The following is a 13095-nucleotide window of genomic DNA, read 5'->3' on the forward strand; positions in this document are numbered from 1 at the left end:
CTTTATTTGCGCTATGACGCTATCTCAGTTCCCAGAACCAAATCTCTTTACAGTCTGTATAACAATCGGAATTGCACTGCATCATGTTATCTCCTACCGGCTCCAATAGGTCGATGTGTCCACCGTTGTAATTAGTTATACGGTTGAAGAAAATCACACCTTTACGGTTACGGAGTTTTTGACCTGCCTCACGAATATCAGTATAGATTTCTGCCTTGCCAAACACACTCGCTTTATAGAGCTGGTCAGCTAAAAGCTTCGCACCAGGTTCAATTTTTTTACCCTTATATGGCCCACTCTTTATAGCCAAACGTCCTTCAAATTTAACATCACACTTTAAGAGAGCAAGACTCATTCGCACTGCGCAAGTATTCATATATCCTGGATTGGACTTAATGAGCACGCTTGCGTCGTAACCTATTTCATTAAAGAGATCATCCCGAGGGACATAACCCGGACGGGCTTCGTTAGAGGAGTAATGTTGTGCTTTTAACTGTGCATACAACGGTTTCATGGTTGAACTCCTTTTTTGCACGGTAAATCCTGCGCGAGAGCCTCGGTGATTAATGATGATGCAGCTTCTTTCTTACGGTTTTCAGGCAATTTTCTGAAATAGCTGTAAATGCTCTCTCGTAATGAACCGGGCAACGCGACCGTATATCCACACCAGGATTTGCCCTCCGTCGCATCCATTACCCCAAGCAGGTACATATTCGCTTTAAGCTGCTCCTGCTCGTTATCTTTTGCGAGCCACGCTAAAAGAAACTTTTCCCCGCTCATTCGTACATCATTACGGGACAGCGTATTAGGGTCGCGTAGAAGATTTGATGAGTCATTCTGGCCATTAGCAGCCCATAGTGGCGTCGCTCCCAACAGACCGGTAAACAGCAAAACATGTAGGGTAAGTAACTTCATTGTTTCTCCTGCTCCAGATTAGATTTCTCTTTCAGCATAACTAAACGTGGTCAGTGAAGGATTAACAACGCTTTTTGATTTTCTCACCGGTAGCGTATATGCACATCGCGAGAGCAATACATCCGACAAGCAAAAGTACGTGCAATATCGCTCTCAAAACACCCTGTTGCCAGTCAAATATCAACAGGTAGTAACCGCATGCGGTAAAAAACATCATTGCCGAAATCAAAAGCAATAAATAAGCGATGAAATAGATAATGAATTTTTTCACCAAGAATTTTCCTTCAAATTCATTATCTTTTTCATATTCAACGTCATAGTGCCGGCCCTTACGGGCCGGCAATTATCATTACGCGTCTTTCGTCTTCAGCGACGGCAGTTTAGACACCAGACGCAGGGAAACGGTCAGCCCCTCCAGCTGGTAGTGTGGACGCAGGAAGAACTTCGCGGCGTAGTAGCCCGGGTTGTCTTCAATCTCCTGCACCTGCACTTCCGCAGCCGCCAGCGGCTTACGGGACTTGGTCTCCTGGGAGGAGTTAGCCGGGTCACCGTCCACGTAGTTCATTACCCAGTCGTTCAGCCAGCGCTCCATCTCTTCGCGCTCGCGGAAGGAGCCGATTTTGTCGCGCACGATGCACTTCAGGTAGTGGGCAAAACGGCAGCAGGCGAACAGGTACGGCAGGCGAGAGGCCAGACGCGCGTTGGCGGTGGCATCCGGATCGTGGTATTCGGCCGGTTTTTGCAGCGACTGCGCGCCAATAAAGGCGGCAAAGTCGGAGTTTTTGCGGTGAACCAGCGGCATAAAGCCGTTTTTCGCCAGCTCGGCTTCACGACGATCGCTGATGGCGATCTCGGTCGGGCACTTCATGTCCACGCCGCCGTCATCGCTCGGGAAGGTGTGGCACGGCAGGTTCTCCACCGCCCCGCCGGACTCCACGCCGCGAATCGAGGTACACCAGCCGTACTCTTTGAAGGAGCGGTTGATGTTGGCCGCCATCGCATAGGCGGCGTTCGCCCAGGAGTAGCTGTTGTGGTTAGCGCCGTCGGTCTGCTCTTCAAAGTCAAAGCTGTCCACCGGGTTGGTGCGAATGCCGTACGGCAGACGCGACAGGAAGCGCGGCATCACCAGACCCAGATAGCGGGCATCTTCGGATTCACGCAGTGAACGCCAGGCCGCGTATTCGGTGTTCTGGAAGATCTTGGTCAGGTCGCGCGGATTAGCCAGCTCCTGCCAGGACTCCATCTGCATCACGCCCGGTGCGGTACCGGTGATAAACGGACAGTGTGCCGCAGAGCCGATGCGCGCCATTTCACCCAGCAGCTCAACGTCCTGCGGGCTGTGGTCGAAGTAGTAGTCGCCCACGATGCAGCCAAACGGCTCGCCACCGAACTGACCGTACTCCTGCTCGTAGATCTTCTTGAAGATCGGGCTCTGGTCCCAGCCCACGCCCTTGTAGCGCTTCAGGGTGCGTCCCAGCTCCTGCTTGGAGATGCTCATAAAGCGGATCTTCAGCATCTCATCAGTTTCAGTGTTGTTCACCAGGTAGCTCAGGCCGCGCCATGCGCTCTCCAGCTTCTGAAACTCGTCGTGGTGAATGATCTGATTCACCTGCTGCGACAGCTGCTCGTCGATACCGGCAATCAGGTTCTGAATGGTGCGGTAGGTGTCGTTAGAGAAGGTGACGGTATTTTCCAGCGCCTGCTGCGCCAGGGTTTTGACCGCGCTTTCTACGGCGGAGCGCGCCTGATCGGTTTTCGGGCGGAACTCTTTGTTCAGCAGCGCGCTGAACTCATCCTGGCTGAACGCCTGACCCGCCTGCTGCTCGTGTTGTTGAGTCTGGTTGCTCATCGATTATTCCTCGCTACCTTTCGCGCTTTCGTCATTTTTCGGCAACTGGCTCAGAGATTTGAGCAGCGTCGGATCCTGCAGAATTTTTGCGATCAGCTCTTCTGCACCATTTTTGCCGTCCATGTAGGTCAGCAGGTTAGAGAGCTGGGTACGCGCTTCCAGCAGCTTGTTCAGCGGCTCAACCTTGCGGGCCACCGCATCCGGCAGGAAGTCGTCCATGCTGTCGAAGGTCAGATCAACATTCAGTTTGCCTTCGCCCGTCAGGGTGTTATCCACGTTAAACGCCACGCGCGGCTTCAGCGCCTTCATGCGTTCATCAAAGTTATCGATGTCGATTTCAAGGAATTTACGCTCATCGACGGCAGGCAGGTTTTCTACCGGTTTACCGACCAGATCGGCCATGACGCCCATCACAAACGGCAGCTGAATTTTACGTTCTGCACCGTAGATCTCTACGTCGTACTCGATCTGGACGCGGGGAGCACGGTTACGTGCGATGAATTTCTGTCCACTGTTACTCATTGCCATGATGTTCTCCATCAAAGATGCGCGGTGAAGGTGAAACGACAGGCTCCATGCCTGTCGTCATAATGCCAGGACGCGTTATTCGCGGCGTCCAAAGATGTTTTCCAGTTGGTTAACGCCGTCTGGCGCCAGGTCGCGAATAATGTCCATAAAGTTAAGTTCAGACAGCCGCTGCACCCGCTCAATCATCAGCGGTGCGGGATGGCTCGGTTCGTACTGCGCAAAATACTGTTTCGCTTTTTCCAGCATCAGCTGGGCGTCGGCGCGGCTGGTGACCTGCACGCTGCGCCAGTCGGTGACCTGCTGAACGGGCTGCGTTACCGCCGATTGCTGCTCAACCTGGGGTTCAGCCTGCGCCTCACGATTCGGCAGCAGCTTGCTGATGTCGGTCACCTGACAGGCGCTGGCGACCAGCCCAACAGTTTTCAGCAGCTGTTCCATCTCCGGTACGCCGCTTTCACCGAGATACCCGGTGAGCAGATCGCGAATGGCCAGCAGCCGTTCGTTAATCACAATGACCGCTGCGGTGCCGGGCTGGTCGCCGCGCGCCAGCTCGTCAATCAGCCTTGGGCGGCCGCCGGGATAGTCAGGGCATTCCGTTTTACTGCCGTCGAGCAGCGCCTGCGCGTCCCGAAGCGAAATTTCATCCCCGTTCGAGCGGAGTAGCGAAGCGTTGCGTACCGCGACGGTGAGGTCAGATTTATCGCTCAGCCCGGCGAGGGCGTTGATGCGGTAGAACGGATCGGTTTCGCCATACTCTTCCAGCAGCGGGTAGAGTTGCTCCCAGTAACGGGTCAGCGCTTCCTGCACCAGTAACAGCCCGTCTGCATAGCCCGCGAGTCCACGGCGACGTGTCCAGGCATGGGTTAATGCCAGCAGGACGCGAAGATCTTTGGTGCGGGTCAGCAGGCTGGTAGCGAATTTTTCTACCGTGTTCCAGTCAGCGGGCTCTGCCGGAATAATGGTGTCGCCAAACTGCTGTTCCGCTTTCCCCTGACTTGCCTGATTCATGATCTGGAAATCAGCGTCGTACTCCAGATTTTCGCCACAGGGTTTGTCGGGGCTTATCGGCGCGAGAAATTCTTCGATATTCATGAGATCCCTGCTTATTCAAACATAGGCGGATAAAGACCGTGACGACCCGGTCGGGCGCCGCCTGCCGGATCGAACAGCAGCGTAAAGAGCTGCCCGGTAAAGTTGCCGCTGTGGACGTGCGTGTAGAGCGGGTAGCCGTCGCAGCGGTTCGTCCACCAGAAGCTGGCCTGACGCAGCGGGTCAAAACACTCTGCCGCCTGCGGCCAGCCCAGCGTGCTTTGGCCGTCATCGTCATAGCCAATCACGTCCAGAATGTCGGATCGCTTTTGTGGCTCAACGGGCTGCGGCGCCGGGATACTCATCAACATCTCGTCAAGCTGTGAGGCGGAAAAACCGTTGCGCACCGCGTGCAGGCCCAGACGACCCAGCTGTTGGTACCAGCTTTCGGCCTGACCGAGCAGGCGCGATGACCATTCGGCGGGACTAAAGCTCAGCTGAATGCAGACCGGGTAGTGGCGACCCACACTGTCACGTCCCGGCAGCAGGCAGCCCATCTGGATCATCTGGCTGCCCAGCATGGGCGGAACGACAAAATTCCACACCGGGGCTTTCGTAAACTGGCGCTCACCGCTGCGCTGCTCTTCCTGTTGCCAGGCCAGCAGGCCGACCTGAAACCAGTGTGACCACTGGCGCTGAAGGGTGTCAGGAAAGCGACGCTGCAAAAAGTCACCGGCGCTGGGTAATTTGCCATACCAGCTGTAGCGGTTCATCGCAGGGGTATTCGTCATACGGCTGTCCTTGCGGTTATGGGCATGAGAAACGGGGAAGCTGGAACGGGTTGCGAATGCTGTTTGGCGCAAACTCCAGCGTGACCTGATGACCGTCGACGTTGAAGGTGGCCTGACGGCTCAGGCTACCCGCGCCAGGACTGGTCCGGGCTTTATCGAAAAAGCGGTTCAGCGCCCAGGATCCGTTAGTCACCAGAGATGCCGTACTGCCGTTTGCCAGACCGAGCTGCATACGCACCTGGTTGGTGCCGCCCGGACCCGGCCAGTTCATGATCTGCACCGCCTGAGGGCCGTGGCTGTAGCGCAACAGCTGGCCGTCAACGTCCAGCGTCAGATTCAGAATGGTGTTATCCATCCGCACGGTGCGCACCGTGACCTTATAGGACGGCGTTGTCGCCCCGTTGGCAAAGAAGGCATCGCGGATTGACTGTGCCTGCTGGAACGGGCGCAGCAGCCCTTCGCTGCCCGGCAGGGTTTTACCGTCGATCCCCGGCATAAAGCGCCAGTTCGCCTGGGTGGTATCGACTTTGTTGGTCAGGTTATCGCGGAAAAAGGTGTCCATCAGCCCGGTGCCGGGTGCAAACATGCGGGCGAGATCGTCAGGCGTCACTTCCGTGCTGGCGCTGCGCACCAGCGGGTAGCGACCGGCAATCGCCTGACGGCAGAAACCGCCCACTTCCACGTTAATGCGTTTACGCACGTTTTCCAGATCGCGTCGCTGGGTATCGCTGCTGGCACCCACGGCCATATTGCTGAACATGGTTTGCAGCCCGCCCGGCAGACGTCCCGCGCTGGCCTGCAGACGGCTAATTGCGTCGCCGCCCGGCGCAGGCATCCCGCTGTTGGCCGCGTCCTGAACGGCGGTCAGGTAGCGATACAGCTCGTCCACCTGCTTGAGAAAATCGTCAAACACAATGGTCTTTCCGCCTTTCTCCAGCGGCTGCGCCAGCTCAATCATCGGCGCATAGTGGTCAGTCACCAGCTGCTCCGGTGCCTGTACCGCTACCGCACCCTGCGTTGGCGCCGCATCGCTGTTACTGAACAGCGCCTGCAGCGTGCGGGTAGCACGGTTGCTCTGCGCTTCCGCTTTCCCGGCATCTTCTGGCGCAGGCGCATTGCGCGATAGCGTCAGCACCTGGCTCAGGTTCAGCACCAGACGGCGCAGCGGTGAGTTTGCCCCGGAGAGCAGGCGCGCGGTGTTGATACGCTGGGAGAGATCGGCACTGCTGTTGAGCTGAATGTCGGCGAGAAAGCGATCCCAGTTGGCGATAAAGTCACGCATGTAAAGCTGGCGCACCGCGTTATCGATCTGCTGTTTATCTTCCTGGGCCGTGGTGGCACCTAATACCCAGGCGTCATCTTCATGCAGGGCGGTCGTCACGCTGTCGATCTGGCCGTTAAAGCTTTTCCAGTAGCCGTCCGGGGTATACAGACCCGGCACGCCTTCGCTGACCGGCTTGCCGCTTTTGCGGGAAAAGACCAGCTCGCTCTGCGGGCCGCCGAGATCGGAAAGCGAGACCGGCTTGAGGTTTTCGTCATGCTCAAGCAGGCGCTTCAGGCGACCGTATACGCGTGTCGAGAGCGGCTGCTGGTTGATGAGCGCCCTTTCCCGCGCGACCAGGGATTCATCCAGCGCATAGGGTGAAGCCTGAATTTTGGGTTCCAGCAGCTGGGTCAGATGCCATTCAAGCTGCTGAAGCTGCGCCTGAGTGACGTCCTGCGGCAGGTTGCGCTGCAGGTTGAGCATCACCCAGGAGTGCAGGAATTTGCCGTCATAGTGCTTCGGCTGATAGAGCATCTGATAGGCTTTTAACGCTTCGTAGCTGTATTCCACGTCGCTGCCGTTGTCGTTGCGCAGCCAGGTGGTGATGTGCATCGTCACGGCGGGGAGCAACATCTGATCCAGCGCTTTCTGATACAGAGACTGCGAGGCATCGCTGACGTCATCCCCACGGTAAAGCCCCATGCGGCGGGAGACCGGCGGGTCGTTAACGTCAAAGGCGTCGCTCTTCGGCAGGTCCACCAGCCCGTTAAGCAGCGGCAGAAGCGCAAAGAGATCGCGCTGAGGTTGATTTTGCAGCGCCTTACTCTGCTGTTCCAGCACCGGCACTTTGGCGTCAACCTCTTCCAGATACGCCTTGTTTTTGGCGTAACTGGTCAGCCACAGCCCGCCCAAAATCACCAGCAGGGCCAGCAGCGCCGCGTAACCAGACCAGATCACCGCCCGGTTGCGCAGTTCCCACCAGCGGTTTTCTCCGGCAATGCCCGCTTCCTGGAAAATGACGTTTTGCAGCAGATTCTTGATAAAGAAACTCTGGCCTTTCGCGCCCGGGATGGGGGCTTCTTTGCTGACGGAATCCCAGTTATCGCTTTCGGCCCCTTCCGGCAGAGAGAGCGCGCGGTTAAGCTCGCCCATCACGCGGTCAAACGGCATGCCTTCCTGGGTGCCGCTGGCAAAGTAAATGCCGCGCGGCGAGAATTCGGTTTCAAAGTTTGAACGGGCAAAGACCGTGCTCAGGTAATCCGCCAGCAGCGGGCGCAGCGCGGCGAACTCCTGCGGGAAGAGATAGGCTTCCGCACGGGTTTTACCGTCATGCTCCTTGAGCATGGTCTCCGGCAGACCGGCATCCAGGCGCTGCTGGAGCAGAGAAAACTCCTGCTGGAAGTTGCCCATCAGGTCGTAATCCGCGTGTTTGGTCTGCTCCCACGGCAGCGTAAAGCCCCAGATCTGGTCGCGCTGCGCTTTGTCGTAATCGGCAAACCAGGCGCGGAAGCCCTTGAGCAGGTCAGCCTTGGTCACCATCACGTACACCGGGAAGCGGATGCCCAGCTGTTCATGCAGCTCGGAAAGACGCTGGCGCAGGTTCACCGCCTGCTGGCGGGACGCCTCAGCGGACTGCGTGAGCAGGTCGGAAATGCTGATGGTGATAATCACACCGTTGATCGGCTGGCGACGCCGATATTTACGCAGCAGGTTGATGAACTCCAGCCATTCCCCGGCGTCCTGAACCTGTTCGCTCTCCTGCGTGGTGTAACGTCCGGCAGTATCCAGCAGGACAGCCTCGTTGGTGAACCACCAGTCGCAGTTGCGCGTGCCGCCGATGCCCCGCAGCGCGGTTTTACCGAAGCGATCCGCCAGCGGGAACTGCAGCCCGGAGTTGGCCAGCGCGGTGGTTTTCCCGGAGCCCGGCGCGCCGATGATGACGTACCACGGCAGCTGATAGAGATACTGCGTGCTGAAACGCTGCGTCCACTGCGCGCTGTGGCCCGCCTTACTGAAGTGGGCTTTTTTCAGCATCTGCGCGGCTTCGTCGAAACGACCTGCAAGGATCTGCTCCTCGTTATTCAGGCGTTTCTGCGGATCGGCCGCGTCCGCTTTAGTGGTGTTCTCGTTGAGCCTGTCCATCAGCTTGCGGTTCAGCCAGGCGTTATACAGCCGGGGCAGAATGTGGCTCTGGGCCCAGATCAGGTACACCACTGCGATACTGATAACGCGGTTCTGTTCAGATTCAAGCGGGCGGGTATCCACGATGGACAACAGCGGACCAATCATCCAGATCACCGCCGCGAGCGCCGTTACGCCGAGGAAGCTCCACAGAATGCGATTGGTCAGTATGGAAAGAAGAGTAGTCAGCATCCTTAGTTTCCTTGCGGCAATCCGTTCAGCTCAGCCTGCGTATTTTCAGGCGACACCAGCAGAGTAATTTCCACACGGCGGTTACGGGCGCGGTTTTCAGGCGTCGTGTTTGGTGCCACCGGGTTAATTTCGCCCCGCCCTTCCGCCTTCACGCGTTCAGGCTGCGAGAGGCTTCCCTGCAGCTGTTTTTGCACCGACCGGGCGCGTTCGAGAGAGAGTTCATAGTTGGAGGCAAAGCGCGCGCTGCGGATCGGCACGTTGTCGCTGTAGCCCACCACCAGAATTTTACCGCTGACGTTATTCATCGCCTGCGCAATGCGGTTGATGACCGGCTCATAGCGGTCACGCACCACCGTCGAGGCCGAGGCGAACAGGCCGTCCCCTTTCAGGATCACCACGCTGCGATCCGCTTCATCCTTCACCGCCACCAGACCGGCATCGATTTCAGGCTTCAGGAAGCCGCGCAGGTTCAGTACCGCAGGCAGCTGGCGAGCGGGCTGCTGAATGGAGGTTTCCGGCAGCTGAGACTGATAAATCTTCGCCAGCACCGGGCTGGTGTTATCGCCCAGACGCCAGTTAAGCACGATATAAAACAGACAGGCGATAAACCCGACCAGCGCCACGCAGGCCCAGAGGGGGACCATCGGACGCCACAGCTTGCGCAGTACAGGACGATCTTCAGGGTGTACCGAGAGCGGCGGCGCGTAGCTGCCGCGCACGCTGCGGATCATCTGCCACAGTCGCTGTTTGATGGTTTCCAGCTGGGTGCGGCCATTATCCAGCACCCGATAGCGGCCCTCGAAACCGAGCAACAGGCAGTAGTTGATCATCTCCAGCAGCAGGATATGTTCACGCGGGTTCTGAGAAAGGCGCGCCAGCAGCTGGAAAAATTTTTCACCGCCCCAGGTTTCGTTATGAAATGTAACCAGAAGGCCACTGCTGGACCAGACGCCGCTGCTGCCCCAGGGGGTGAGCGCGGCGGCTTCATCCAGCGCCGTACACAGACAATAGCGGGCGCCGACGATCACTTCATACGGCAACCCAGCCTGCTGGCATCGCACTTCGAAACGGCGAATTTCGTCGATCAGACGCTGGCGCAACGCCACCTGATCGTCATGAGAAACCGAATGACGGATTTGTGGAATGGCGTTGAGCAGCGGGTTGGCAGCCGCCACCAGCTGATTATTGCCACTGGCTCCGGTAAACACAGCATCACTGCCGGTATCCTGTCGTTCCTGCATATTTAGTGCTCGCTTTATTATTCTGTCGGGCTACGGATGGCCCAAAACTCCATATCGAGACCCGGAAACTCCCCTGCGAGATGCAGAGCGAACGCACCGGACTTATCCATCTCGTGCCACAGCTCACTGCCCTTCTCCAGCTCGAAATAGCTGTAGCCTGCGTGCCACGGTATTTGCGGCGGGGCGACCGGCATGGCGCGCAGCATAATGCCCGGCAGCTGCAGCTGAACCAGATCGCGGATTTTCGAGACCGGTGCCACCTTCATCTGGGCCGGGAAATGGGTTTGCAGGTGTTCGCCCGGCACGTTGGCTTTCACCGCCAGCACGAAGCCGAACTCGCGCACCATGCTGGTTTCCGGCACGGTAGCGATGTTAAGACCATGGGAACGCTCGTTGAGCGGCAGCTGGATGGCGTGATCTTCCATCACCAGCGACAGCCCCTGACGCAGCATCAGCATCAGCTTGCTGAAGCAGACCGCCAGATCGTCATGGTCATACACCGGGAGCACGCTCTCCGCTGTGCGTTGAGAGGTCCAGGTGGCAAGTTCCGTCGCAAACGGCAGCCAGCTGCGCCACAGCGTTTCCGGGTGGATCAGCGGCAGGGTTTTTAAATGTGAAATCTCACCAAGATGGCGGTTGACCAGCGAAAGCAGCGTGAACTCAATCAGTTCGGAGGTATTAAAGCGGCCTGGCTGGCGCAGACGTCCGCCAATCTGCTGGCTGCGCTGGACCAGTAGCCCATGCAGATCGTTAATCATGCTGTAGATCTGCGGGCTGTTGTTGGCATTCAGCATCGGCGGAATGTAGCTGTTATCCAGCCGCACGTGGTTGTCGTTGCGTTTTTCGCTCACAAAGGCCACGCCGATAGCGGTCCACTCTGCCGTGAGATCTTTTTCCAGCATCAGGGTTAAACGCAGGCGGCCAAACTGTACCGTGGCATCGCCCACTGACATGGCATTATCGTCTTCGACGTCCTGTTCAAAAGCGAGGTAACGCGCCAGCGAGGCCTGCTCTTCACTGAAAATCACCTCTTCGCGTTCGCCGCGGCGAACCGGCAGCGCAAGCACCACCTTCTCATTGGTAAGATTGTCAGGGATCTTCAGCGGCACCGGGCCGTTGCGGCCGTTGCGCACCTGGAAAAACGTGCCGTCAGGCAGTAACCCGCTGCAGTAGCTCAGTGCAATGCAGCCCTGGCGGAGCATCGCGTCGTCCAGCTCAACGTCGAGAAAGCCCCACAGATACGATCGCTGCAGCGCACCCCATTCACGAATGTGGTTCAGCAGGTAACTTTCTGTCCGCTGAAAATGGTGTGGACGCAGGAACATGCCTTCGGTCCAGACGACCTTTTCTGCTTTCGTCATGATGATGTGTTTCCTGTTATGAAGCGCGTTACTGGCTGATGACCCGGATTCCGTTCACGTCCAGGAAGACGTTGGCGATGAGTTCATCTGCGGACCCTTTCCAGAACTGGTAGAAATGGTTTTCGCCGGGAACAGGCAATGGGATTGAGACGCGCCATTTTTTCCCATCCAGCGTCTGATATTCCGCCATCACGCCGATATAGCGTGCCTCGGGCGAGCTTTGTCCACTCAGGGTTTTCGAAAGCTGGCCCGGCATCAGGAAGAACACATCGCTGTTAAGCAGATTCGCGCCAAGCGTGGCCGACGCGTTGTTCTGCAGGGAATAGAAGTCGCTGGACATGAAATCCGCATCTGATTTCAGCAGCAACACTCTGACCTTTAATGGCGCAGAATCATTGATTTGGGGGTGAGCCTGAAACTGCAGATTGTAGCGGGAGGGGTCGCTGTGTGAAGACGACGTACAACCACTCAACAGGGTGAAAATCACCGCAAAAAATGCTAACCCGAGCTGATGAAACGTTTTTGTATTCATAAAAAATACGCTCTTGAAACCCGTTTAGTTCAGGATCCAGGTGCCGTTTGCGCTGTCTTTGCAGGCTTTGCTGTTGCCATCGACGTCAACACAGGTTGCTTTCTTACGCGCTTTTGGACGGATCGCCTGTTTACGCACGGTGGCTTCGTACTGGTCGGCCTTGATGACGGCGCGCATTGGGACGTAACCAATCAGCTGTTCGTTCCCTTCGTCGGCAAGCGCCATCCAGAAGTGTTCAACCTGACCCAGCACCACGTAGGTTTTGCCGGTCTCGAGCGTGCGGATCACTTTTCCGCCGTAGTCCGGACGGCTCATCAGGGATGCGGGGTACATGGCGCGATAAGGCTCATTCACCTGGGTGAACTCTGCCGGGGGCAGCACAACATGACGGTGAGTTAAGGTGACGCCGTTAACCTGACTGGTCACGATGGTATCGTCAGTGATCACAGGTTTCTGCGGCGCTTTACAGCCCGCCACCGCCATTACAAACAGAAGTGAAAACAGTACGCGCATTTTCATATGCTTTTCCGTAGCGATATTTCGATGATGGAGATAAGGAGATGAAGTTTGACTTAGGTGCTATTGTTAAAATAGTCAGGATATTTTCGGGGCGTTACTATTTTAAAGGCATAGCTACCGCACGAGCCCTTCAGAATAAGGCCCAGCGTCTTCCTGACATATTTTGACAAACGGTAAACAAGTTTACATGAGCTTCGCATCAATTCAATATTTACCGTTACGTAACTGTTGGTAAATGAAGCAGACGATAGATTATAGGATTAATCTTAATAAAAAATTATACATGGCCTCCCCCCTTTTATTTATTCATCTCAAACCCATACAACCTTTTGTTTTACATAACAAAAACACAAAAGAGAACCACTTTCATTAACGCAATGTCGCTATTATCGCCACTACCATAATTAGTAGAATTCGCGTATTGGTGATGTCAAAAGAACATATCGCCGATGAATTATTTGTTGCATTAACAGGGTATCTTTAATATTGCACGTACTTTACGCTCAGAATGGGCCTATTTCACTGATGCCGCCCGGCGTTAATTTCACGGCTCAAAATAACTTTATATTTCACGCTATGATAATTTCCCTTTAAGGCATAAATTATATCCAATAATCATTAAGCCAGAGTTAACCTTCCTGCCATTATCGCCACCGAAAAATGCACGCGATTACCCGCCAGCTGTGAACATTG

General features: G+C 56.2%; 11 protein-coding genes. All 11 read right to left on the minus strand.

What is annotated here, in order from left to right; genetic code table 11:
- Positions 1-19 precede the first annotated feature (19 nt).
- Entirely contained in the window at positions 20-514 is a 495-nt protein-coding gene (locus tag EXW94_RS05875; RefSeq protein ID WP_108417628.1) for a T6SS effector amidase Tae4 family protein, read from the minus strand.
- Positions 511-915, minus strand: a complete 405-nt coding sequence (locus EXW94_RS05880) for a Rap1a/Tai family immunity protein (RefSeq protein WP_226347761.1) — start codon at positions 913-915, stop codon at positions 511-513. Before EXW94_RS05880 ends, EXW94_RS05875 begins: the two co-directional genes overlap by 4 nt.
- Positions 916-1264: 349 nt before the next feature.
- Entirely contained in the window at positions 1265-2764 is a 1500-nt protein-coding gene (gene tssC, locus EXW94_RS05885) for a type VI secretion system contractile sheath large subunit (protein ID WP_028018712.1), read from the minus strand.
- A gap of 3 nt (positions 2765-2767) precedes the next feature.
- Positions 2768-3292, minus strand: a complete 525-nt coding sequence (gene tssB / locus EXW94_RS05890) for a type VI secretion system contractile sheath small subunit (RefSeq protein ID WP_010432827.1) — start codon at positions 3290-3292, stop codon at positions 2768-2770.
- A 75-nt stretch (positions 3293-3367) separates the two neighbouring features.
- Entirely contained in the window at positions 3368-4384 is a 1017-nt protein-coding gene (gene tssA, locus EXW94_RS05895) for a type VI secretion system protein TssA (RefSeq protein WP_120158023.1), read from the minus strand.
- An 11-nt stretch (positions 4385-4395) separates the two neighbouring features.
- Entirely contained in the window at positions 4396-5112 is a 717-nt protein-coding gene (gene tagF / locus EXW94_RS05900; protein ID WP_174339716.1) for a type VI secretion system-associated protein TagF, read from the minus strand.
- Between the two features lie 16 nt (positions 5113-5128).
- Positions 5129-8749, minus strand: coding sequence for a type VI secretion system membrane subunit TssM (gene tssM, locus EXW94_RS05905; RefSeq protein WP_174339717.1), 3621 nt, complete (start codon positions 8747-8749; stop codon positions 5129-5131).
- A 2-nt stretch (positions 8750-8751) separates the two neighbouring features.
- On the minus strand, positions 8752-9990 hold the full coding sequence (locus tag EXW94_RS05910) for a DotU family type VI secretion system protein (RefSeq protein WP_089601490.1): 1239 nt from the start codon (positions 9988-9990) through the stop codon (positions 8752-8754).
- 17 nt (positions 9991-10007) lie between these two features.
- Entirely contained in the window at positions 10008-11351 is a 1344-nt protein-coding gene (gene tssK / locus EXW94_RS05915) for a type VI secretion system baseplate subunit TssK (RefSeq protein ID WP_010432817.1), read from the minus strand.
- A 28-nt stretch (positions 11352-11379) separates the two neighbouring features.
- Complete coding sequence (gene tssJ, locus EXW94_RS05920) at positions 11380-11883, minus strand: type VI secretion system lipoprotein TssJ (RefSeq protein WP_108417624.1); 504 nt, start codon at positions 11881-11883, stop codon at positions 11380-11382.
- Between the two features lie 24 nt (positions 11884-11907).
- Positions 11908-12402 carry a hypothetical protein gene (locus EXW94_RS05925; protein WP_010432813.1) on the minus strand — a complete coding sequence of 165 codons (495 nt, stop codon included), beginning with the start codon at positions 12400-12402 and terminating at the stop codon, positions 11908-11910.
- Positions 12403-13095: the final 693 nt, after the last annotated feature.

Origin of the sequence: Enterobacter sp. JMULE2 (genome assembly GCF_013337145.1) — a bacterium.
Lineage (GTDB): Bacteria > Pseudomonadota > Gammaproteobacteria > Enterobacterales > Enterobacteriaceae > Enterobacter > Enterobacter mori.